General features: G+C 46.4%; 19 protein-coding genes. 7 read left to right on the top strand and 12 right to left on the bottom strand.

Annotated elements, in window-relative coordinates:
• The 3 genes from AWU56_RS10480 to AWU56_RS10470 form a co-directional block, all read right to left on the bottom strand.
• On the bottom strand, nucleotides 1-950 hold a 950-nt coding region (locus tag AWU56_RS10480), incomplete at its 3' end, for a YifB family Mg chelatase-like AAA ATPase (protein WP_286682491.1).
• Between the two features lie 85 nt (nucleotides 951-1,035).
• Complete coding sequence (locus AWU56_RS10475) at nucleotides 1,036-1,776, bottom strand: ferredoxin--NADP reductase (protein ID WP_286682490.1); 741 nt, start codon at nucleotides 1,774-1,776, stop codon at nucleotides 1,036-1,038.
• Nucleotides 1,777-1,790: 14 nt separating this feature from the next.
• Nucleotides 1,791-2,042, bottom strand: coding sequence for an accessory factor UbiK family protein (locus AWU56_RS10470; protein WP_006953950.1), 252 nt, complete (start codon nucleotides 2,040-2,042; stop codon nucleotides 1,791-1,793).
• Nucleotides 2,043-2,137: 95 nt separating this feature from the next.
• On the opposite strand from AWU56_RS10470, the gene rep reads away from it, so the two are divergent.
• Nucleotides 2,138-4,159: a DNA helicase Rep gene (gene rep / locus AWU56_RS10465; RefSeq protein ID WP_416361532.1), complete on the top strand. Its 2,022-nt coding sequence runs from the start codon at nucleotides 2,138-2,140 to the stop codon at nucleotides 4,157-4,159.
• Here the strand turns inward: rep and AWU56_RS10460 are convergent.
• Both AWU56_RS10460 and AWU56_RS10455 read right to left on the bottom strand, forming a co-directional pair.
• Nucleotides 4,156-6,756 carry a sensor domain-containing phosphodiesterase gene (locus AWU56_RS10460; RefSeq protein WP_286682488.1) on the bottom strand — a complete coding sequence of 867 codons (2,601 nt, stop codon included), beginning with the start codon at nucleotides 6,754-6,756 and terminating at the stop codon, nucleotides 4,156-4,158. The genes rep and AWU56_RS10460 overlap by 4 nt on opposite strands.
• A gap of 194 nt (nucleotides 6,757-6,950) precedes the next feature.
• Nucleotides 6,951-7,322, bottom strand: coding sequence for a c-type cytochrome (locus AWU56_RS10455; protein WP_083773210.1), 372 nt, complete (start codon nucleotides 7,320-7,322; stop codon nucleotides 6,951-6,953).
• 143 nt (nucleotides 7,323-7,465) lie between these two features.
• On the opposite strand from AWU56_RS10455, the gene dinB reads away from it, so the two are divergent.
• Nucleotides 7,466-8,527: a DNA polymerase IV gene (dinB, locus tag AWU56_RS10450; protein WP_242603635.1), complete on the top strand. Its 1,062-nt coding sequence runs from the start codon at nucleotides 7,466-7,468 to the stop codon at nucleotides 8,525-8,527.
• Here dinB and AWU56_RS10445 read toward each other — a convergent pair.
• Genes AWU56_RS10445 through AWU56_RS10420 form a run of 6 tightly spaced genes read right to left on the bottom strand, consistent with a single transcriptional unit; the run spans nucleotide 8,524 to nucleotide 16,659 of the window.
• Nucleotides 8,524-8,961: a DUF4399 domain-containing protein gene (locus AWU56_RS10445; RefSeq protein ID WP_006953955.1), complete on the bottom strand. Its 438-nt coding sequence runs from the start codon at nucleotides 8,959-8,961 to the stop codon at nucleotides 8,524-8,526. The genes dinB and AWU56_RS10445 overlap by 4 nt on opposite strands.
• Nucleotides 8,962-8,980: 19 nt before the next feature.
• On the bottom strand, nucleotides 8,981-10,873 hold the full coding sequence (locus AWU56_RS10440) for a methyl-accepting chemotaxis protein (RefSeq protein WP_286682487.1): 1,893 nt from the start codon (nucleotides 10,871-10,873) through the stop codon (nucleotides 8,981-8,983).
• A gap of 29 nt (nucleotides 10,874-10,902) precedes the next feature.
• A complete protein-coding gene (locus AWU56_RS10435; protein WP_286682486.1) occupies nucleotides 10,903-12,273 on the bottom strand; it encodes a TrkH family potassium uptake protein in 1,371 nt (456 codons plus the stop codon).
• 1 nt (nucleotide 12,274) lies between these two features.
• Entirely contained in the window at nucleotides 12,275-12,928 is a 654-nt protein-coding gene (locus AWU56_RS10430) for a potassium channel family protein (RefSeq protein ID WP_006953958.1), read from the bottom strand.
• Nucleotides 12,928-13,959 (bottom strand): GGDEF domain-containing protein, encoded by a 1,032-nt coding sequence (locus tag AWU56_RS10425; RefSeq protein ID WP_272978316.1) that lies wholly within the window; start codon nucleotides 13,957-13,959, stop codon nucleotides 12,928-12,930. The genes AWU56_RS10430 and AWU56_RS10425 overlap by 1 nt, the downstream gene beginning before the upstream one ends.
• 18 nt (nucleotides 13,960-13,977) lie before the next feature.
• Entirely contained in the window at nucleotides 13,978-16,659 is a 2,682-nt protein-coding gene (locus AWU56_RS10420; protein ID WP_286682485.1) for a M14 family zinc carboxypeptidase, read from the bottom strand.
• 92 nt (nucleotides 16,660-16,751) lie between these two features.
• Here AWU56_RS10420 and AWU56_RS10415 point away from each other — a divergent pair, with 92 nt between their 5' ends.
• From AWU56_RS10415 to AWU56_RS10395, 5 genes are all read left to right on the top strand, one after another.
• Entirely contained in the window at nucleotides 16,752-17,234 is a 483-nt protein-coding gene (locus AWU56_RS10415) for a magnetosome magnetite crystal formation protein family (RefSeq protein WP_286682484.1), read from the top strand.
• A 64-nt stretch (nucleotides 17,235-17,298) separates the two neighbouring features.
• A complete protein-coding gene (locus AWU56_RS10410) occupies nucleotides 17,299-17,685 on the top strand; it encodes a YbaN family protein (RefSeq protein ID WP_006953962.1) in 387 nt (128 codons plus the stop codon).
• Between the two features lie 99 nt (nucleotides 17,686-17,784).
• Nucleotides 17,785-19,140, top strand: coding sequence for an oxygen-independent coproporphyrinogen III oxidase (hemN, locus tag AWU56_RS10405; protein ID WP_272978314.1), 1,356 nt, complete (start codon nucleotides 17,785-17,787; stop codon nucleotides 19,138-19,140).
• 161 nt (nucleotides 19,141-19,301) lie between these two features.
• Nucleotides 19,302-19,991, top strand: a complete 690-nt coding sequence (locus tag AWU56_RS10400; RefSeq protein WP_242603632.1) for a helix-turn-helix domain-containing protein — start codon at nucleotides 19,302-19,304, stop codon at nucleotides 19,989-19,991.
• 17 nt (nucleotides 19,992-20,008) lie between these two features.
• Nucleotides 20,009-21,181: an acyl-CoA dehydrogenase gene (locus AWU56_RS10395; protein ID WP_286682483.1), complete on the top strand. Its 1,173-nt coding sequence runs from the start codon at nucleotides 20,009-20,011 to the stop codon at nucleotides 21,179-21,181.
• 24 nt (nucleotides 21,182-21,205) lie between these two features.
• Here the strand turns inward: AWU56_RS10395 and AWU56_RS10390 are convergent, their stop codons facing one another.
• A complete protein-coding gene (locus AWU56_RS10390; RefSeq protein ID WP_272978312.1) occupies nucleotides 21,206-22,906 on the bottom strand; it encodes a bacteriohemerythrin in 1,701 nt (566 codons plus the stop codon).
• Nucleotides 22,907-22,928: the final 22 nt, after the last annotated feature.

Raw genomic sequence — 22,928 nt, 5'->3', positions numbered from 1 at the left:
AATGAATCAAGCACATAGCGAGAGAACTCAGCCAGTTCATCAAGGAACAACACGCCCTGATGAGCGAGACTGACTTCACCGGGTTTAGGGGGTGAGCCACCACCGACCAATGCCGCTGCCGAGCATGTATGATGAGGCATACGCAAATTGCGTTGAGTCAGTTGTTGCGGCGCAAGATGTGTCTCAACCAATGACTTAATACATGCGATCTGCATACCTTCACTGTGAGTCGGGGTGGGTAGGATAGTTAGAAAACGTTGCGCGAGCATTGTTTTACCAGTCCCAGGCGGCCCGACAAAGAGCAAGTGATGGCGACCTGCTGCAGCAATAAGTAAAGCACGTTTCGCTTGTGTTTGTCCGATAATATCCGCGAGATCGCCAACATCGTTTTCTTGCGATAAATACGGTTTATCACTTTCTGCGGCGTTGAGTTGATTGTGTCCCTGCAAATGTTCGAACAGCGCAGCTAAATCGGGCACTAAAAAGTGATTTTGCTGCGCCGCATATCCCGCTTCGGCGACATTAGTAGAGGGAACGAAAACAGTGCGATCTGCACGCTTAGCCGCTATTAATGCCGGTATAAGGCCAGACACTGCTTGCGTGTTTCCTGCTAAAGCGAGCTCTCCATAAAATTCGAATTTAGCCAGTTGATCCGTATCAATCTGATCGGAGGCGGCAAGAATACCTACGGCTATCGCCAAGTCGAAACGAGCCCCCTGCTTGGGAATTTCAGCGGGAGCTAAGTTGACGATAATACGCGTTGCCGCGGGGAATTCGAGACCTACATTGAGAATCGCTGATTTAACACGATCCCTCGCTTCTCTTACCGATGTCGCAGGCATTCCAACAATCGTGAATGACGGTAATCCACGAGCGAGATCAACTTCTACGCGAACTTCAGGAGCCTCAATACCAATACTGGCGCGGGTGAAAACAGTTGCTGTGGCCATACTCTCTCTCGCAAATAGAGAGAGCATAGCCCTAAACAAGGTTCATCGATGTCAGCTTGTACCGACTTTCATGTCGGTGCAGCTATTACCAATAATTCTCGGAGGTTACTTGTCCGGGTTTACGGCGCGTATTTTTCTCTAAACCGAGCGCTTTTAACTGTTCACGCGATGCTTGTATCATATCGGGATTACCACATAGCATGACCTGACTACGTTCGTTAAAATGAACACCACAGGCCTCTTGTAATTCATTACTCGCGATTAAGTCCGGAATCCGACCGGCCAATGCTTCCGGAAGCGCCTCGCGAGATACGATCGGCTGGTACACGAGCTGCCCAGGATAACGTTGCTGACATTCATTAATAAATTCCCGATACGTCAGATCTTGCGCTTCGCGGACACCTTGCACTATTACGATGCGTTTAAACCGACGCCAAGGTTGCTCAGTACGCAACATTGAAATAAAAGGGCCAATGCCCGTGCCTGTTGAGAGCATCCACAGATCATCGCCATCGGGTACCTCATCCAGCGTAAAAAAGCCCCCTGCCGGCTGAGTGAGATTGACTTCATCGCCTGGCTTTAGCTCTGCTAATAGTGGGCTCAATAATCCACCTTCGACCTTTGCAATCACAAAATCGAGAATAGACTCTTGCGGTGCACTGGCGACCGAATACGCACGTAGAACCTGCTCGCCACCCACATTTAAGCCGAGTCGCACAAACTGACCGGCTTTAAAGTCAAATGATTCAGTGATTACGCGTAGGCTAAAAACACTGTCACTCCATTGAAAGTTCTCAACGACTTTACCGCTAATCCATTGAATCATCGTGCTCTTTACCCTTACTCTTGAGTGTCGTCTTGCTTATTCTGTTCAGCTAATTGCTGCTCTAACTGCTCTACACGCTCTCGCAGACGTAGCAACAATTGTTGCTGAACATCCATCTCTTCGCGAGTGACGAGATCGAGTTTAGAAAGTTGTGATTGCAAGGTTTGTTTAACACGCTGCTCAACATTACCGGCTAACTCTTTAACGCCAGATGGCATGCTTTCACTAATTTGTTTAGCAATGTTTTCAATGGTCTTGTTGTCCATAAGGGGTCCTTAATTAATTTAACCGTTTGGGCTCAGACAAAAGTACGCTAAAATCGCCGCTCTTGATTTATTGTACCACTCCTAACCGAGCCTTAATAATGTTAAACGATCGACAGCGACAAGCCGTTCACTATGTGCAAGGTCCTTTACTCGTTTTAGCGGGCGCAGGCAGTGGTAAAACGCGCGTAATTACAGAAAAAATCGCTTATCTTATTCGTGAAAATATTTACACTGCCCGTCAAATCGCTGCGGTTACGTTCACCAATAAAGCCGCGCGCGAAATGCGTGAGCGTGTCAACCAAACTATGGGGGCCGGTGGTGCACGCGGCTTAACAGTATCCACGTTTCACACGCTCGGTCTGAATATTATCCGACGCGAGCTCAGCGCACTCGGTCTCAAGCCCGGATTTTCTTTGTTCGATGATCAAGATACCTATGCACTGCTCAATGGTCTTACCGAAGATGCGTGGGAAGGCGATAAAGCCGTCATTCAAAAATGTCAGCACCGTATCGGTCAATGGAAAAACGCCATGATATCGCCAGAGCAAGCGTTGCAAGAGGCTTCGACGGAAGATGACCGACAATTTGCTACGGTCTTTGCGCAATACGAGAAACACTTGCTGGCATGCAATGCAGTAGATTTCGATGATCTAATTCGCTTACCGAGTCAATTATTACAACGCAACGAACACGTTCGCGCTCGCTGGCAAAAGAAATTTCGCTACTTACTCGTTGATGAGTACCAAGACACTAATACGAGCCAGTACCTTTTGGTCAAACTACTGGTCGGTGAGCGTGCGCGCTTTACTGTAGTTGGCGACGACGATCAATCAATTTACTCATGGCGCGGCGCACAACCACAAAACCTAGCGCTTTTGCAGCAAGACTTCCCTACTTTGAAGGTCGTTAAGTTGGAGCAAAATTACCGCTCTCACGGTCGTATTCTAAAAGCGGCGAATATTCTGATAGAAAATAACCCTCACGTATTTGAGAAAAAATTATTTTCAGATAAAGAGTACGGTGAATCCCTGCGGGTTATTTTTGGCCGCAACGAGGAACATGAGGCGGAGCGTGTAGTCGCCGAAATCGTAAAGCAACGCTTTTTAAGCAAAACACCTTATCATCATTTTGCGATTTTATATCGGGGCAACCATCAGTCTCGTTTGTTCGAAAAGGCACTGATGAACAACCGGATTCCTTACAAAATTACTGGTGGACAGTCGTTTTTTGCGCGGGTGGAAGTCAAAGATATTATGGCGTATCTACGCCTACTGGTTAACCCTGCTGATGATACTGCGTTCCTACGCATCATAAATGTGCCACGTCGAGGGATAGGTCCGCAGACGGTGCAACGCATCGGTGAGCTGTCTAAGCAGCTAGGCTGTAGCCTGCTAGAAGCCTGCGACTCGATTCACTTGAAGACCTTACTGAATACGCAGACCTTTAACGCGGTTGATACCTTTGCTCAGATGATTAAAAACGCTGCGCGGGAAGCCGATCATAACGACAGTGCTGCCGTCGCTGTGCGCACTCTGCTTGCGGAAATTGGCTACGATGACTGGTTATTCGAAACCAGCCCAAGCGCTAAGGCCGCGGAAATGCGCGTTAAAAACGTGTATGAGTTGCATAAGTGGGTGTCCGATATGTTAGCGGGCAACGACGAATACGAGCCAATATCACTGGAGCAAGCAGTCGCCAAGCTGTGTTTGCGCGACATGATGTCCCGCAATGAAGATGACGAGCAGTTTGATCAAGTACAGCTAATGACATTACACGCATCCAAGGGCTTGGAATTTCCTTTTGTTTTTCTGGTTGGCATGGAAGAAGGCTTGCTTCCCCATCAAAGTAGTATTGAGGGTGATGATATTGAGGAGGAACGTCGACTTGCGTATGTAGGAATTACCCGTGCTCAACATCGTTTAGTGTTTACTCTAGCAAAAGAGCGGCGTCAGTTTGGCGAGGTATTTCAACCTCAACCGAGCCGGTTTTTGTTGGAACTTCCGCAAGATGATATTTCTTGGGAGCACGACAAACATAAACCGAGCGAGGAAGAGCGTGAAACAACCCGGCAGCGCGGTTTAGAAATGCTTAAAAACGCACTCAACAAACCCTCTTAACTTAGCGTGCCGTTAGCCTTGCTAGGTGCCTTGGATTCCAGCGACCTGAGTCGTTTTGTGACATAGTTACCTTGGCCAAACTCTACGCCTAATTCACAGAGAATGTTCGCCAAAGATTCATTTTTTACGCCGGCTGCATAAAGTTCAATTTCTAACTCATCACACAGTGTGGCAACGTGACGCAACATTGCTCGAGCACGAGTACTCGTTTCAAGCCGCTGCACATAGTCTTGGTCGAGTTTAAGCTTAGAGAATGGGTAATTGTATAAAAATTGTAGTGGTCCGGCGCCCCGACCAAAGTGATCAATAACCAATTTGAAACCCGCCTGAGATAACCGTCGTAAACTCGCTACCGAGCGTTTATCGTTTTGGGTTAACGCTGTTTCTGAAAACTCTAAAACCAGCTGCGCTGGGTTGACCTTATAGCGCTCGACGATATTGAGCAACTGCCGTATGTAACCGGATTTAAGCAAGTGCCGCACAGAGAGATTTAAATGAATACGTTCAGCTTCAACCTCCGTATTCAATAAGTGCTCGCAGCAACGCTTTAACAGATATTGGTCTAACTTAACGATCAAACCTGTTTTTTCAGCGAGAGCGAGATAATCTGAAGTCTTTACTCGATTGTTTTCGATATTCCATCGCAGAAAAGCTTCTGATGCATGTTTGTGACGACCCGAAATATCTGCAATGGCTTCAAACTCAACGAAGAAATCTTGGTCGATTCGGGCATGACGCAACGCGCGCTCGCGTTTTACCGACTCAACCAATGTACGGTGCATGGTATTATCGAACACCACATAACGACCACGACCCTGTGATTTAGCTTCGTACATTGCCGCATCTGCATCTCTCAGCAAACGTTCAACAGAATCCTGAGAGTCATCGCAAATAGCAATGCCAATACTGGCGCCCGAATAATGTTCATGTCCGTTTAATATAAATGGAGCATTCAAACTCGAGATAATACGTTTAGCGATTTCACGCGCATCATCGACCGAAGACATCGTATCGAGTAAAATAACAAATTCGTCGCCCCCAAGTCGGGCAACTAAATCATTCTCTCGAACACAAGTTTGAATGCGTTTACTCACATCGAGTAAGAATTCATCACCTGCCGAGTGTCCCAGCGTATCATTGATATTTTTGAAGCGATCTAGGTCTAAAAATAAGACCGCAAAGAAGTGTTCTGGATGACGCCTCTGGTGAGCAAGCGCTTGTTGCAAACTCTCGGTAAATAAGGCGCGATTCGGTAATCCTGTTAAATTATCGTGGTGCGCATCATGAAACAGTCGGGCTTCGATTTTTTTACGGCGCTCGATCTCGGAAACAAGTTCTTCCGTGCGTTCCTCAACTTTTTTCTCGAGGAATTGATTAACCCGTTGGATTTCTTCGTTCGCTCGACGACGTTCGATTGCGACCGCGACATGTTGAGAGACAAAGTTAAGTAACTCAAGATCCTCGTGCTTATAGAAAAACTCCTCATCGTACGTTTGTACGGCAATCACGCCAAACACCTTGCCATCGAGGACTAACGGGCTTCCTAGCCACTGCTTTGCAACAATACCTGTATCTTCGGTTAAATTAATTTCGCCATTTTGGGTCAGCAGAGCACGTTGTTCTGCGTCAATGAATGCAGGCTCCGCCTTGCGCATGACGTACTCAGTCAGTCCTTTTCCGATTCGCCGCCGTTCGGCCTTATTGTCTCGTTCATCTTTATGGTAAGGAAAGCGAATATACTTTTTGTCTGTGGACACAAGCGCGACATAAAAATTGTCCGCATGAATCAGTGTCGCAATTTGCTTATGTAGCGCTTCGTAGAAAGTAACCATGTCTTCCGATGTGTTGGTCAGCTCTGAGATTGCAAATAACACTGAGGTTTGTTGCTCGACCTTTTCTCGAACGGTTATTTCTTTCATGAGGCTTTCATTGGCATGACGCAGCTCAGCCGTTTGATGGGCTATTTCCTTTTGTAAAATTTCCTTTTGTTTAAGCCGTTCAAGCGCATTAACAACATGTTGGGATACAAATGTAAGGAGATCTTTGTCACTCTCATCATAGCGGTGGTTATCGTGATAACTCTGTACAACCATCGCGCCAATCACGCTGTTACCGGATATCAGCGGGACGCCAAGCCAATCGATTGGGGCAGACCCCATTTCCTCAACTTCATTTTGCTGAATAAGTTCTTTAAATACTGCTGGAGGACAAAGAAGTGATTGACCCGTTCGCATTACATAGCCCGTTAAGCCGCGTGCCAAGGACTCCATAGGCATTTGTTCGATCACTTGCTTTTCGTCGAGTTCATCTACGAAGTAGGCAAAGTTGACAACCTTTTTATCGGGTTCATAAAAACAAACGTAGAAGTTGCGAGCGTACATTAGCTCGCCAATAATGGCATGCACAGATTGGTAGAAGTTATCCATGCTGCGTGCGGACGCAGCAAGCTCAGAAATACGAAAGAGCGCCTTCTGCACGACTTCTGCTGAGCGATAACTATACGTAAGCCGCTTTAGGCGTCCATTGACCTTAGTCAGCTTTTGATTTTCTTTAGCAAGCGCCGTTTGATTATCATTCGGGCTATTCGTTGCCGCCATGCTGCGGGGACTCCCTACCCATCACTTCTAATTATAGTTGTTTGTTGTTTTTCTTATTGGCTTGTTATAATTATTAACAAACGTAAAGTATAAACTATAACCAGTGGGTTGCAAGAAATTGCCGCTTATATATACAAAAAAGCCACCGCGACTTGCGATGGCTCATATTCTGCCTTTGAGGCACGCTGTAATAATCAGATTTCAGCTGTCATGTATTCAATAGCAGCTTTGATTTCATCTTCAGAACAATCAGCACACGTACCTTTCGGAGGCATCGCATTGTAACCATTAATCGCGTGTTTTAAGACAGTATCCATACCTTGCGCTAGACGCGGCTTCCAATCATCTGCGTTATTGATTTTTGGGGCGCCCATCACACCTGCCGTATGACACGCTGTGCAATACTGACCGAATACTGCTTCGCCTGAGCGAGGTCCACTCGCCGCGGCCTCGTTAGCTGCGCTTTCGCCTGCTACTCGGACTTTACCAATCGGCTCAATACGTTTTGCAATGGCGTCCTTAGACATGCCATCTTGAACAGCGGCAGAGGCACCAAAACTAATCATGGCGGCCAAGCCAAATGAAAGGCCTTTAAGTGCAAGTGTCGTCAATCGTTTCACGAGTGTCTCCTAAGAATCTGGCTGGTACACTATACCCAGTGCTAGGAGATTATACCCACAAAAGCTCAAAGGATAAACACTTGAAAGAAGTGACTCGTAAAATTGCGTTACTTGATCTTGACGCCTTCTTCGCGGCGGTTGAAGTGTTACGCGACCCAAGCCTACAAAATCGTCCCTTTGCTGTCGGTGGCGGGGGCGACCGTGGCGTGGTGGCTACGGCCAATTATATCGCCCGTCGCTTTGGCGTGCACAGCGCCATGTCGGGGCATCGAGCGCGCCAACTATGTCCTCAGCTTGTTTTTGTAAAACCCAACTTTGCCGAGTATAAAGCGCTATCCTATCAAGTCCGCGACATACTCGCTCGCTACACGCCGCTGGTTGAACCTGCATCAATCGATGAGTTTTATCTCGACCTGACTGAAAATGATGCTTTCAAGGGCAGCGCTAGTCTTACCGTTGAGGCGATTAGGAGAGAAATCAGTCAACTCGGAATTACCGGTTCTGCGGGCATTTCTAATCAAAAAATGGTTGCGAAAATTGCTAGTGACGACAATAAACCGAATGGGCAAAAGGTGGTGCCCCCAGAAAACGTATTTGATTATTTAGCCGTTTTGCCGCTTAAACGTGTCCCCGGCGTGGGACCGAAAAGCCAAGCAACCCTTGCGCGATATGGATTTACACACGGGCACCACATACAGGCCGCAAGCACTGAGCAGCTACAACAAATACTAGGGGAAAAAGCAGGTTGGTTGCTCTTTCAACGTTGCCAAGGTATCGACCCACGCCCTGTGACTGTCGACCGAATTCGTAAAAGCGTCGGCGTTGAACAAACGTTACCAGCCGATATACAGCAACTCCGTACTGTACAAGATTATATACAACAACAGTTACTGCCACAGTTAAAGAAACGACTCAAAATTGACCATTGGCGCGAACAGCCTATCAAGACTCAAACGCTGAAATTGAAGTTTTCAGATTTCAACCAGACGACCGTTTCAAAAGGGCACGGGTTTGTGTCACCCAGTTTGTATTATCAGTTGGCTGAAGAGGCATGGCAACGGGGCGCGGGAAAACATGTAAGGTTGATTGGAATCAGCGTAACGCTGCCTGATCCCAATCAACAAACTCAACTCGAGCTTGAGCTCGATTAGTCAGCTTTTACAGTGATGGTGATTTTTTTCGAAACAACAGCTGGGTTGTGGGGAACGTGATTCTTATCACCAAGAATAATTTGTAAAGTATGTTCACCCGGCTCAAGCGTTAGCGTTGTCTCTGTCTGACCGCCACCAAAATGGATGATATCACCGCCCATCGGCTGATCCATTGGTGGTAACGAATCCATATCCACTAACAAATGATGGTGTCCAGTATTCTTCACATCAACGCCAGCGGGCGCGACACCCATGCCTGATAAGCCAAATTTAACCTTAAAGGAAGAATTTACAACTTCTCCATCTTGTGGCGATATAATATAGGCGTGAGCATCTTTCGGTGCTTGGCTCTGCGCCATCTCTTGGGCTTGTGCCGTCGCAACGACAGTGCTACCGAACATTGCTAGAGCACCAATTAACCATGCGCGCTTCATAATCCTTCTCCTAAATTAGTTACGACAATTTAAACTTACTGACCAAGGACTCTAAACGATCAAATTCTCCTTTCAATGATTGACAAGCCTGATGCGTTTTCTTCAAGTTGTGCTGGCTACGCTCATTCATTTCATTGATATCAGTCACATCACGGTCCAGCGAGCGAATCACTTGGCTTTGCTGCTGTGTCGCAGAAGCAACAGAATGATTCATATCATCAATTTGTGCAATGACTTGATCAATTTCGCTCATGTGGCGTGTAGATTCATCGGCGCTTGCTACACAGGCCTCACTGGTTTCTTGACTATCATTAATGATATCGACCACTTTACGGGTACCCTCTCGGACTTGCGAGATCATCGTCTCAATTTCGCCAGCCGACTGCGACGTGCGCTGAGCTAAGCTACGTACTTCATCAGCAACAACAGCAAAGCCACGCCCTGCTTCTCCCGCTCGTGCAGCCTCTATGGCTGCATTCAGTGCAAGCAAATTGGTTTGCTCGGTTATACCCATGATAACTTCGACAATCTTACCAATATTTTGTGTGTTCTCGTCTAAGCTATGAATGGCATCAACCGACTCTTTCATCCGGCGCGAGAGCGTCGTAATCTGCTGCATATTAAACTTCAAAGCCTCTCGTGCCGAAACCGATATTTCTGTTGCTCTCGTTGCTTGCTCTGATGCACTGCCCGCGCTTGTGGATATTTCACTTGAACTGGCGCCTAATTCATTGATTGCAGTCACGACCGTATTGGTGCGCTCGGACTGTTCATCACCGAGTGATACTGAGTCTCTATTTGCTGACACCATTTGCTGAACATTAGTTTCCAGCTGATGGGACGCTTTACGAACATCCATAATCGCGTACTGAATTTTTTCGATAAATTCATTCATGCGAGACGCAACCACACCGAATTCATCGTGACTCGTCACCGAGATACGCTGGGTTAAATCACCCTCACCTCGTGCCAAGTCAGTTACTGCATAGTTGAGTTGACGTAACGGCTTCAGCAGAACCGATAACAACGCATTAAGAAGTAGGATGACGGCAACAATACCAATCACCAGATAGATCAGCGCTGACCATGCAAACGATTCAACGTCAGCGTACGCTTTCTCACTGTCTATTGCTACAGCAAGGTACCAATCTACGCCATCAATTCCTTCAACAGTCTGAAAAGTGAGCATGAATTCGCGATCGTTAATTTGATAATCAACGAGATCTTTAGTAATTCGCGCATCCTTACCTAAGTATTGCGTAATCGTCTTATCGACATTTTCAGTTACCGGATGACTTAAAATTTTACCCTCTTTATTCACCAAAAAGGCAAATCCCAAGCCCATAAAATCGGTGTTATTAACAATCCCAGATACAGTATCGAGCATCATATCGCCACCCGCTACCCCCACTAAACGCCCGTTCTCTTTCATTGGAACAACGGCAGAAATAGTCAGTTCGTTGGTGGTTACATCAATATAAGGTTGTGTATAAGTCGGCTGCTGTTGCTTAACCGCTAATTGATACCAAGGTCGTTGTCGCGCATCATAATCATCTGGTAAGTCAATTGTTGTGTCATCAAGAATAAACTGACCGTCCGTCAGACCATAATAAACATTTTTGAAATCGCCCGATCGCTTTGCTTGTTGGACTTTACGTAACGCTGCTTGCGTATCATCAGAAGCGTCATACGACTGCGCTGACGCTTGAATTATCCGCATGCGGTCATTCAGCCACTGAGCAATATTGTTTGATACCGAGTCGGACATTGCATTTATCTGGGTACGCAGGTCCTCGCGTATCTGACCTGACATCTGCCAAAAGTTTGTAGCCGTAAAAATACCGAGCACCAACACCAGTATTGCCGATGCAGCAATAATAACTTTTTGAGTAAACTTCAATGATTTCAACATGTTTTACTATCTCTCAACACCACTTCACGCTAACCGACCTGAATTGTGGTTTGTGGATAACGAATTCTTCTTTTATTTGGGGTCGTTAAAAAATAAACTAAAGTCAATGGTCCAACGCGTCCCGCAAACATCAAAAGCATAATAATGCATTGACTCAGCGGAGTTAGCTGATCAGTGACTCCTCTGGACAACCCAACGGTTGCAGAAGCCGATAAAACTTCAAACGCTATATCTATAAACGGCAGGTTGTTCAGAATCATTAGCACAAATATACCAATAAATAGCATTGCGATGGTTACCATCGTCACCGCGAGCGCTTTCATCACCGCTTCTTGAGCGATCGAACGTTCCATCAATGTGACATGCTCTCTACGGCGAATAAAGGTGTAGGTAGCAAGCATTAAAATAATGAAGGTCCCTAATTTTATGCCGCCCGCAGTACTCATGGAGCCGCCACCAATAAACATCAGCAAAAGCATATATACAGCGCTTGCATCAGTTAATGCACCAATATCCACACTATTAAAACCCGCGGTCCGTGGGGTCACGGCTTGAAACCAAGCAGCTGTCCACTGCCCAACGTTTGATAATCCCCCCAAGGTCTGAGGGTTATTATGTTCAAGCCCATAAATCACGAACATTGATACGAGGTTAATAACGAGCGTGGTAATCAGGATACTTTTTGTGTATACCGAAAAATTGCGCCAGCGTCTTCCTTCATACATGTTGGTAATGACCGAAAATCCGAGTCCGCCGACAATAAACAAGCATGAGATAATGAGGTTAATAGGCACATTGCTCGCATAAGGAATCAAGCTATCGGGTGAGAGCCCAAAACCCGCATTATTAAAGGCAGAGATCGCGTAGAAGAGACCATGCCCAAAGGCTTTCAAAAGTGGCATTTCAGGCCACCATAACAACGTCAAAGCAATAGCCGCTACCAACTCACAAATCACAGCGAGTATTAATACGGCTTTTGCCGTTTTAACGATATTCATAAGACTGGTTTGATTCATCGCTTCCTTGGCAAGCAAACGTTGCTGAATTGATATTTTTCCGCCGAGCGACGACACCGCCAGAATCGCAAAAGTCATAAAGCCAATGCCGCCTAATTGAATTAAGACTGCGATAACACTGGTACCGAAGAGCGTAAAATCGCCCCCCGTATCTGCTACAACCAAGCCTGTTACCGTTACCGCCGACGTTGCCGTAAACACCGCTTGTAACCAAGTAATAGGGACAACCGTAGCAAAGGGTAATTTGAGCGCAAGTGTGCCTAAGAGAATCAATACAGCAAAGCCCGAAGCAAGCACCACGGGCGGGCTTGCTTTAAACGCTTTGCTTTGGGTTCGCGCAGAAGTTTTATATAAAAAGGCGAGTGACGGCTTCCACAACTTCATATTATTTCAACTTCGGAGCCATTGATTTGAGCGCTTTTAAGCTACCCGCAATGACCATTGTCTCATTTCCCTGTAACTCACTCGTGAAGTCAGGACTTGCATGCACTTCATCACGACGTTTGAGTAGTAGGACATGAAAATTATCAACATCATCGGGTAGAATATCGTTGATTGTTTTACCCTCTAAGTTTTCGCTCACTGCGATCTCAACACAAAACCAGTTGTGACCCAGCGACATGTATTCGTTAACCATTGGATAGTTTAGCGATTGCGCGACACGAATACCCATTTCCTCTTCCGGGTGGACGATTCTTGAAACACCGAGCTTAGAAAGTATTTGGTGATGTTCTTTTGAGGTCGCTTTGGCCCAAATTGTCTCAACGCCGATGCTTTTCAAATGCAGGACGGTCAGCAAACTAGCTTGCAGATCTTCACCAATAGCAACCAATACCGTGTCACAGCTTTCCAGGTTTAATTCGCGCAACGCTTGTTCATCGGTGACATCGGCGATAGCGGCATGTGTTAATTGATCAGCCAACGCATCGACACGTTTCTCATCCGAATCAACACCGATGACTTCATGTCCTAAGTTAAGTAATTCTAAAGAGGTCCGTGCACCAAAACGCCCTAAACCGACCACACCAAACTGCGCCATTACGTTATCTCCTGCACCGTATTACGGACTTGGTTTCGTCCCATGTCTTTTGCATGATAAAGCAACTTATCAGCACGCTCTAGCCATGCCAGCCAATTCTCTTCACTCTCAAGTTCACTGACCCCAATCGATATCGTCATATTGACGGGGTCTTCTTTCAACTCAAAGTGATTTGCTGAAAATGTCGCACGCAACTTTTCCGCTGCTCGGGTGGCACCCTCGAGATCGGTATCTGGCATTAATATAACAAACTCCTCACCACCCACTCTGAATACTTTATCAGACGCCCTAAAACTTGATTTAATCAGCTGCGCTGCCTGGATTAGTAGCCTATCTCCATCAAAGTGACCGTATTTATCATTCACCTCTTTGAAGTAGTCAATATCACATAGTGCCGCTGAAATAGGTCGACCATGCCGCTTTTTTAGCGCCACGAGATGTTCAAGATCAGTTTGTAATTGCTTACGGTTATAGACTCCCGTTAAAGTATCCGTCACCGCCAACTCGGTAAAGTGACGTTGCATACGAGTCAATAATCTAACCAAGGTTAAGGTGAGGATCATCAGCACCAATAAAGAGACTAAAGCGCGCCAAGCAACATCAGGTTCTATGGTATAAATGCTGACAGCGGTCAACAGTGTGACGAATACCACGGTCACTACAATAGCTAATTTCCACGCAAGCAAAAAAGCAATCGAAGCCATCACCGGATACGCCCACAGTAGACCGTGGATACCATTAACGAGTGTCGAGTACATCACTGCGGCGCACAATAACGTAATAAAAATAATGTGGCGCCCACGGCGCTTACTCATTTTCTTTACACGCAATGCAGTAAAAGCTGTGTAACACAAGAAAGCACATAGCCATGCCAGCATGAGCCACTTACCCTCAAGTGCCTGAATAACCGTCAGTGGTAAAGTGACTAAGAACGCACCCCAATATATCCGATGGGCAACCTTCCCAGTAAATTGACTAACAACGTCCTCAGCTGAATCACTCGGCGTTTCACTGACCTTGTTTAAATCCATGCTAAAACATGTCCTCTATTAGTGCGTTTTTGCAGGCGCTAAAAACAAACTATTTGTCAAAATAGGTATCCAACCATCCATGTAAGCACGGTAAGTCGGTGATTGCGCATAGGCTATGAGCATTCCATCGCCCATGGGTTCAACCATTAACTGTGGCTTAAATGGAATCTGTCGCTTTATTTCCGGCCACAATAAACCGCTTGCAAGCACATCCTCTTGTTGAGCAAACCACGCTAAATTGCGTCCATCGTCGATACTCAAAGGAGCGAAGACCTGATCCCCAGTGAACGTTGCCACGAGATCGCGCTGAACGCCAGCGGTTAGCCAGTGATTCTGGTCAACCTTGACTCGCACCAGCGCACCGGGAACATAATCAGGGCGTTTATCGGACGCCTTCACTACTTCCTTCAGTTGGCTTTCTGATTCAATCAGCTGCGCTGCCTGCAGAGTCTCCTCTTCATTCATTGCTGGGGTAGCTGAGTCAGCCGCATACTCCATGTGGGTCGATAGTAAGTTCGCCTCTACCGCCCAGCCTGTGGCGCTCCCCAAGGTAATGAGAACACCTCCGTGCTCAACCCAACGACGTAATTTCTCCACACTAGCGGTTGAGAAGTAGCTTGAATAACTCGCTTGACTCTCCGGCATGACCAATACATCGATCCCGGCCAGATCAGACTGAACCAGTTGCGTTGTACGAATCGCCATCACGGGATAGCCGATTTGTCGCTCAATGACAAAGCGCGTGTGACCCGCGCTTAATGAAGAAACAGGCTCATCCCACGCCATAGCGATAGTTGGCGCTGCCAATGATTGCACATTCTCGGAGCCGAAATTGGGTCCCTTAACGATCCAGCTGCTATCGACTCCTACGATATCGACACCTGTCTCTCGAGCTAAACGCGTTAGCACCGACGGGAGATCGCTCCGCTGATTACCAGCGCGAGTTACAATCACACTGCCGGCAGCAAAAGTGCCTGCTTTTTCATGCGTAAATGACAATTCACTTTGTTTTAGGTTCACGCCTGCGCGGAGCGCTGAGGCGATAAATCGACTACTATTCGTATCTCCTGACCGCACCAAAAAGGCAACACGAGCCTCTAGATTATGGACAGTGCCCGGCTTAATCAGCTCAATTATTTCCTGAGCTGTTGGCACGCGCACGACCTCATCGCAAGCGCTGATATTGACGTTAAACATCAACGGCAACGACCAACCGGTGACATCATATATTTGATCAGCTAATAAGTTCGCCTTGCGCTGCTGTTGCTGCTCGATAAAATCGCCCGCCATATTAATCTGTTCGTCTAGCAAAACCCGAATGAGGCGATAATTCGGCTGTGCCATATCGATAAAGTAGCTTCCCTCTGGGTATTGATTACCACAGGCATCAATGGCGTTAGAGTTACGCGTGACCTCGATACCGTGCTCTTGCAATAATGACGCTAATCGCTGTTGTCCGGCAACGTTTTTGGAGTCTGCAATAATTAACGTACGTTGCTCACTTTCGCGCCCTTCATTCACGGCACTGACTCGATAGTCACGATATCTTCTTAACAATGCTTCACGACGCTCGCTCGCAGTTTGAATAGTAGCTAAGCTGCTTGTGAAATGGCGTTCAACACCGTCTAAATAAGTCAACGTAGTTCCGTCTTTGCGCGCGAACGTATGTCCTCGCGCTGATGCCATTTCGTAGGTCATCGCTACTGAACCGGAGTATAGCGGCCAACTCGCACCATACCCCGGATAAAAGGCATCAAAAATTTCTCGCGTGTAATAATCGTAACCAGCGTTATCAAACCAGTTCGCATTATTTCTTCCCACCCAATGTAAAATCTCACGTTGCGACTCGGTAATGTAGGGGTTGTAAGGTCGCGCCTCGGGCGTAAAGTAGTAGCTTGAGTCCCCCCCCATCTCATGCAAGTCGACAAAAAGTAGCGGTGGAAACTCTTTAAGCGCTGCAACTTGCCCTTTTATTTCTGGTTGCGTCAACGCAATCCAATCACGGTTGAGATCAAATAAGTAGTGGTTTGAGCGTCCTTGCGGCCAAGGTTCATTGTGTTCCGCGCTCCGTCGATCGGCATCATGAGTAAGCCCAACGGTGGCATAATAGCGACTCACAAAACGCGCTCTGCCGTCTGGGTTTTGTAGCGGATCGATAAATACCACAGTGTTCTCTAACCAATTTTTTGTTTCGTCTGATGTATCGGCTAAAAGATGATACAGCGTCATCATTGCGGCCTCAGGAGACGATATCTCGTTTCCATGTACGCCGTAAGATAACCAAACACTACTTGGGAGCTTATTCATTAACTGTTCTGCTTCACGAGCAGAGGTTTTGCGCGGATCACCGAACGCTGCCATTCGTTGGGAGTATTTATCTAACTGTGCAATATGGTGAGGTGCCGATACAGCAACGAAGTACAATGGACGATCTTCCCATGACCGGCCATATTCTATTAAGCGCACACGCTCGCTATAGCGCTCGCTTAGAGTTTGGAAATACTTATAAATAGCGTCAGGTGACGAAATTCTTGCGCCCATTTCGTAACCCAATGTGTCCTTGACAGTAGGCACAGACTGTTGATACTGATTGAACACTGGTTTTGCATTCAAAAACGCCGGCGTAGCGAATGAGCAGGCCCAAATTAGCGCGCATATTAAGGGTCGTTTAGGACGTGATAAGCGAATCAGTTTAAGCATTTTCCGTACCTTTTTTAAGCAATAAGCTTACCGACTTTTTTACGTATTGGATAGATATTTAATATCTCGTTTTCCAATCAGATGGACAAATTATGGATTATGAAAAATTAAGAGTGCTCAATCAGTTAAAAGACGAAGGTTCTATTTCAGAGGAAGAGTATCAGCGGCAACGTGAGAAGCTGAGTCGTGAGAGCGAACTCTCTTCCAAATCTGAATTCGATGATCTGCGAAAATTAACTGAAGATGAAAAAACCTACGCATTTTTTATGCACCTGTCTCAGTTCGCTACTTTTATTCTTCCACTAATCGGATTACTAGCCCCCATGATTATGTGGATAATGAAACGAGAAGATCCTTATATCGATGCTCACGGTAAGGTCATTTTCAACTGGCTGCTGAGTATTACTATATATACCAGCGCACTTTTAGTGCTTGCAGTGTTCACGTTAGGACTCACTTTTATTCCCATCGTCATTCTAGGGTTGCTTTCAATCATATTCGTCATTCTTGGCGCTAAAAATGCTAAAGAAGGCATTATCAAAGACTACCCATTGGCCATTCGTTTCATGAAGTAGCGCTACTGGTGTTAGTAGCCCCTTTTGCGTAAACTCGGGCTACCGTAAAAATAGAGCGTTTACCATGAAGTGGATGTACATCACAGTCTGGCGTTGTATTGCTATTTTATTTGTCTTGTTGGGCATCATCGGCCTTGCGTTGCCGGTCATGCCCACGGTGCCATTCCTTATTGTCGCTTTATGGGCCGCCAGTAAAGGCTGGCCACAACTGGAAACTTGGCTGTTAAACCATCCTAAATACGGCCCTGATCTGATTGCCTGGCGCGAACATCGACAAATACGGCGTCGCAATAAGATTATTGCCATCCTTATGATGGCAAGTGGATATCTTATTTCTTGGTTTATACCGTTACCCATGTGGCTACGCATTACTGTGGGAAGTATCTTACTTGTTGTTGCTGTATGGCTCGCGTGCCTTGATGAATATAAAGAGTCTAAAGAGCATGTTTGAACGTTTTTAAACCACCCTTGATGCAAATCAAGGGTGAGTCTAAACCCACCACACTTAACTGCTAAACTGCCATCGTATTGATAGAACGAGAGGTGCAGTATGCAACACTGGGAATGGAACTGGTTAAAAAAGTACAATATTAACGGACCGAGATATACGTCTTATCCAACCGCGTTAAGCTTTCATGAGTCCGTTAATACGGCGACTTGTCAAAACGTCGTTGCCGAGTATCAAAAGCCGATCTCGCTCTATATCCATCTACCGTTTTGTGCTTCACTTTGTTATTACTGTGGTTGTAATAAAGTGATTACTCGGCATCAATATAAAGCAGACGAATACCTTGATGCGCTTGGCACTGAGTTAGAATTATATCGCAGTGTGCTCGCTAAAAAGGATATCGCCAGTGTGCACTTGGGAGGCGGCACGCCAACCTTTTTGAACACGCCACAACTAAGACGTTTAATGGCGTTAATTAAAGACGTCAGTTCAAATCAAGCAATAGATGAACTGAGTATCGAAGTCGATCCACGCCAATGTGATAATGATAAGCTCAGTGTCTTAAGGGCGTTAGGTTTTAACCGCTTAAGCTTCGGCATTCAAGATTTCGATAATGATGTTCAAGTCGCTATCCATCGTACTCAGTCTTATGAGCTTGTTGCTGACCAAGTCAATCATGCTCGCTCACTCGGATTTGAGTCGATTAGCTTTGACCTAATCTATGGGCTGCCTCTGCAAACAGAAGCCCGTTTCGCACATACACTGGCTTTAGTTGAACGCCTAAGTCCCGACCGCATATCGCTTTTTAACTATGCTCACTTACCCGAGCGATTCGCAGCACAGCGCAAAATAAAAGAGAGCTGGTTACCCAAGGCAGCGCAAAAGTTAGGTTTATTTAAACAGGCCATCGAACACTTGACAGGACTGGATTATCAATTCATCGGTATGGACCATTTTGCAAAACCCAACGACAAACTGGCGATTGCGCAGCGAGAGGGAAGACTCACACGTAACTTCCAAGGGTATGTCACTAAGGATCAGAGTGCAGTACTTGGGCTCGGTGTATCTTCTATTTCTCATATTGATGGGCATTACTGGCAAAATGAAAAAGATTTAAAAAGCTACTATAATGCGCTTATCAAAAATAAGTTGCCCATCGTTAAAGGTTATCACTCGACCACTGAAGATAAAATTCGTGGTGATCTGATAAAACAATTACTGTGTGAGTTTGAAGTCAATCTTCAACAATTTTCGACTCGGTGGTCTTTAAATAGCTTTTCTCAACACTTTCACGACGAGCTTCAGCGCCTACAGCCATTTATTGATGACGGGCTAGTCAAGCTATCCGAAGAGCATTTGGTTATCACGAACCCAGGCAAATTACTTGTACGCACAATTGCTAGCTGCTTCGATGAGTATTTAAATATTCATCAAATGCGTTATTCTCGTGTAATATAATGATAGCGGATAATTTATAACCAACTTGATATAGATCAAGTTTTGCAAAGCAGGCTTTTGCTACGCTCTGCATCACGATTAATACTGATCTATATCAACACCAATAGGTGTTAAGGGGACGTCAGATGTGCCGCATGAATCACCGTCGAAGCGAGTTAGGTATGAGAAACCCAATCCAATGTAACCAATGCAGTATGCAATCTATATGCGTGCCTGCAGGTCTTGTCTCGAGCGAGATCGATAAATTGGATAAAAGCAGCCGTGAGCCTCACGTATATAGCAAGCGTGATATGGTATACAGCCCTGACCAACCGCTTAACTCACTATTTGCGGTAAAGAGTGGTTCCGTGAAATGCTACACCATCGATAGCGAAGGTAAGCAACAAATCACCAGTTTCCATTTAACCGGCGATATCATTGGCATGGAGTCTATTTCTAATGGTGCCGCGGTGACCTACTGCGAAGCGATGGAAACCTCGATGTTGTGCGAAATAAAGCTTAACCGGTTATTCGCACAAAACTTCACCGGTGTTGATAAAAATCTGTTGAGACTCCTCAGTCATCGCATTGGTCAACGTAACACGCATTATCTAAACGTGGTCAATACAACAGCTGAACAGCGGGTTGCTTCATTTATAATGGGTCTTTCAGACCACCTTTATGAACATGGCTTCTCCCGTCATGAGTTTAAACTTCCCATGACACGTACTGACATTGCGAACTACCTTGGTTTAGCAGTAGAAACTGTGAGCCGCGTATTTTCCTCGTTAAAACAAAAGGATATCATCGACACCAAACAGTCGATTCTATTTATCCAAGCGCCAGCTGAACTTAAACAAATGGCGAACTAAAACTTAAGAGAGGTATCATGCCACAACCTGCGTTTGATTGGTCAGATCCACTGAACTTACGCCATCAACTGACTGAAGAAGAGCTGTTAATACAGAAAACAGCTCATCAATATGCGCAGGCGAGGCTGATGCCTCGCGTTCAATCTGCATTTCGCGAAGAACGCTTTGATCGTGAGATCATGCAAGAACTCGGTCAGTTAGGCTTGCTCGGTGCGACCATTCCAGAAGCATACGGTGGTGCCGGTGTAAATCACGTCAGTTATGGCTTAATTGCTCGGGAAATCGAACGCGTCGATAGTGGTTACCGCAGTGCGATGAGCGTTCAATCCTCGCTCGTCATGCATCCTATTTACGCCTTCGGGAACGAACAACAACGTAAAAGATACCTCCCTAAACTGGCAACCGGCGAATGGATCGGAAGCTTTGGTTTGACGGAGCCTGACGCGGGCTCTGATCCTGCGAGTATGCGAACTAAGGCGATAAAAACCGAGGCGGGTTATCGCATAACGGGTTCAAAAATGTGGATTACTAATTCACCTATCGCTGATGTGTTTGTTATCTGGGCTAAACTCGAAAACGATATTGTCGGCTTCATTTTAGAACGAGGCATGAAAGGCTTATCTACACCGGAAATCGAGGGTAAGTTTTCATTACGCGCATCGATTACCGGTGAAATTGTAATGGATGAGGTCGAAGTCAGCGAAGAACAACGACTTCCTAATGTGCGCGGGCTGAAGGGACCGTTCAGCTGTCTCAATAAAGCACGATACGGTATCGCTTGGGGAGCCATGGGTGCTGCCGAATTTTGTTGGCATGCAGCGCGTCAATACACCTTGGACCGTGAGCAGTTTGGACGTCCGTTGGCAGCAAACCAACTTATCCAAAAAAAGTTAGCCGATATGCAAACGGAGATAAGCTTGGGCTTGCTTGCAGCGCTTCAGGCGGGTCGTCAACTCGATTTAGACGCACTTAACCCAACGGCTATTTCGCTTATTAAACGCAATAACTGTGGCAAAGCGCTGGATATCGCTCGACAAGCGCGTGATATGCATGGCGGGAACGGTATTTCCGATGAGTATCATGTGATACGTCACGTTATGAATCTCGAATCGGTTAATACCTACGAGGGAACCCACGATGTGCATGCACTGATCTTAGGTCGCAGTCAAACGGGTATCAGCGCTTTTTAACCACGTAGATAGATTGACGAGGGGTTAATGAACCCCTCGATCATTCAGGTGGGCTTGATAGGCTTTATCACTATGCTGAATGTGCTGCAATAGCCAACGCTTCACAAATTCGAGCAACTCACCGACCACTTGGTCGCCCCGCTCGATACGGTTACGAAAATCAACGACTTGCTGCACCAACTGCTGATGCTTGTGTTTATGTGCATCCAGGTCGGGGTAGTCGTGGCGCTCCATCAACAGTTCTTCGTAACTAAAATGAGTCGCAGTGTAGTTAATCAACGAGCTCAATAGCCGTTCGACCGCCTGACGGTCGCCACCTCGCTGCTGTATTCGGTACAACTCATTAGCAATGTAAATCAACCGCTGGTGCTGACGATTAATCTCCTCAATGCCTACGTCAAATTGCGACGACCATTCAATTAGCTTTTCCTGCTGCGCCAGACGTGATTCGATTATTTGCGCGTCGACTGAATAGCGGTCGCCTAATGATTGTATCTCACCGCCGAGCGTTGTTAACTGCGCAGCGCTTTCAAGCGCATGTTGAGAGTAGCTGTCGACCTCTTTCGCTGCATCGGTTGCAGTAGTAATCGCTTCTTTGATCGTCGCCGTCGTCATTGCCTGCTGCTCAGTCGCAGAAGCAACTTGAGTATTAAGGTCAGTAATCTGATGAGTGAAAGTGACTATCGTATCGAGTGCAGCTTCCGCCTCTTCAGCTGATAACTTAGCTCGCTCTGCTTGTTGCGCATTATTGTTGAGACTGCTCACCGCTTGCTGAGTATTTTGCTCCAAACGCTCCACCACACTTTGGATCTCGCCAGTTGATGTTTGTACTCGATGAGCAAGCTTACGCACTTCATCAGCGACTACCGCAAAGCCACGTCCTGTCTCCCCTGCTCGCGCTGCTTCGATAGCGGCGTTAAGAGCCAGTAAATTGGTTTGCTCGGCAATGTCATTGATAGTGGTTAAGATCGTGCCGATGGCTTTGCTATCCTCAGAGAGACTCTTGATAACCGATTGAGAATGAAGAATATCTTCGCTTAACGTAATGTTGTGTTGCGCTAACTGTTGAACACGTTCACGTCCTCCGCTAGCAGCATTAAGGCTCTCATGTGCACTGGTTGCTGCACGTTGTGTCGACTCTGATACCTCATTAATAGCAGCCGTCATTTGTTCTGCCGCTGCCGACACCTGATACATCGTGTCTGCCTGTTGCTTCGTTTTTTCTGCCAGCGCCTTGTTTGCATCGTAATTGGCCGTCCCGAGACGGTTTAAACCATCACTTGCAGTCCGGATCGCGTGTACGGAATAGCTTGTCTCAACAGAAATCGTGTTGAGTCGCTCGGTGAGTCGTGCTAGCTCGTCGCTCCCCTTGAGCTGGGCAGTATTATTAAGATCGCCGTTTGCCAGGGCATTTGAAATTCGATTCGCTTCAGCCAGAGAGCGCTTGATACCAGTATACATTGCTGTAAAGACAACCAACTGCACCAAGACCATCCCGGCCAGCATAACCGCGTTCCAAAGAATTACCTGCTTTGGGTCGCTGATATCCATTGCCTGTCCACTGATCGCCGCTTGTTGACGCTGATAAGAGTCCCACATCATGAGCAGGCTCAGCACGATCACGGGTAGAAATAATAATATTCCGGTAATGATAAACTTATTTCTAAAGCGCAGACTGTTAAAAAACAATTGAATTGGTTTAGTGACTGAGACAAGTACCTGCACAAGTCCTCCGCAAATTGACTCA

Origin of the sequence: Idiomarina sp. T82-3, from assembly GCF_001577655.1 — a bacterium.
In the GTDB taxonomy this organism is placed as follows: domain Bacteria; phylum Pseudomonadota; class Gammaproteobacteria; order Enterobacterales; family Alteromonadaceae; genus Idiomarina; species Idiomarina baltica.
The sequence above is the reverse complement of the archived record's forward strand: the minus strand, read 5'-3'. Positions and strand labels throughout refer to the sequence as shown.

Coding starts and splice junctions, on each gene's coding strand:
- AWU56_RS10415 (WP_286682484.1), top strand. CDS start 16,752: ATGGATTATGAAAAATTAAGAGTGCTCAATCAGTTAAAAGACGAAGGT.
- AWU56_RS10460 (WP_286682488.1), bottom strand. CDS start 6,756: ATGGCGGCAACGAATAGCCCGAATGATAATCAAACGGCGCTTGCTAAA.
- AWU56_RS10430 (WP_006953958.1), bottom strand. CDS start 12,928: ATGGCGCAGTTTGGTGTGGTCGGTTTAGGGCGTTTTGGTGCACGGACC.
- AWU56_RS10440 (WP_286682487.1), bottom strand. CDS start 10,873: ATGTTGAAATCATTGAAGTTTACTCAAAAAGTTATTATTGCTGCATCG.
- AWU56_RS10395 (WP_286682483.1), top strand. CDS start 20,009: ATGCCACAACCTGCGTTTGATTGGTCAGATCCACTGAACTTACGCCAT.
- AWU56_RS10475 (WP_286682490.1), bottom strand. CDS start 1,776: ATGATTCAATGGATTAGCGGTAAAGTCGTTGAGAACTTTCAATGGAGT.
- hemN (WP_272978314.1), top strand. CDS start 17,785: ATGCAACACTGGGAATGGAACTGGTTAAAAAAGTACAATATTAACGGA.
- AWU56_RS10410 (WP_006953962.1), top strand. CDS start 17,299: ATGAAGTGGATGTACATCACAGTCTGGCGTTGTATTGCTATTTTATTT.
- AWU56_RS10420 (WP_286682485.1), bottom strand. CDS start 16,659: ATGCTTAAACTGATTCGCTTATCACGTCCTAAACGACCCTTAATATGC.
- AWU56_RS10400 (WP_242603632.1), top strand. CDS start 19,302: ATGAGAAACCCAATCCAATGTAACCAATGCAGTATGCAATCTATATGC.
- AWU56_RS10470 (WP_006953950.1), bottom strand. CDS start 2,042: ATGGACAACAAGACCATTGAAAACATTGCTAAACAAATTAGTGAAAGC.
- AWU56_RS10435 (WP_286682486.1), bottom strand. CDS start 12,273: ATGAAGTTGTGGAAGCCGTCACTCGCCTTTTTATATAAAACTTCTGCG.
- AWU56_RS10445 (WP_006953955.1), bottom strand. CDS start 8,961: ATGAAGCGCGCATGGTTAATTGGTGCTCTAGCAATGTTCGGTAGCACT.
- AWU56_RS10455 (WP_083773210.1), bottom strand. CDS start 7,322: ATGATTAGTTTTGGTGCCTCTGCCGCTGTTCAAGATGGCATGTCTAAG.
- AWU56_RS10425 (WP_272978316.1), bottom strand. CDS start 13,959: ATGGATTTAAACAAGGTCAGTGAAACGCCGAGTGATTCAGCTGAGGAC.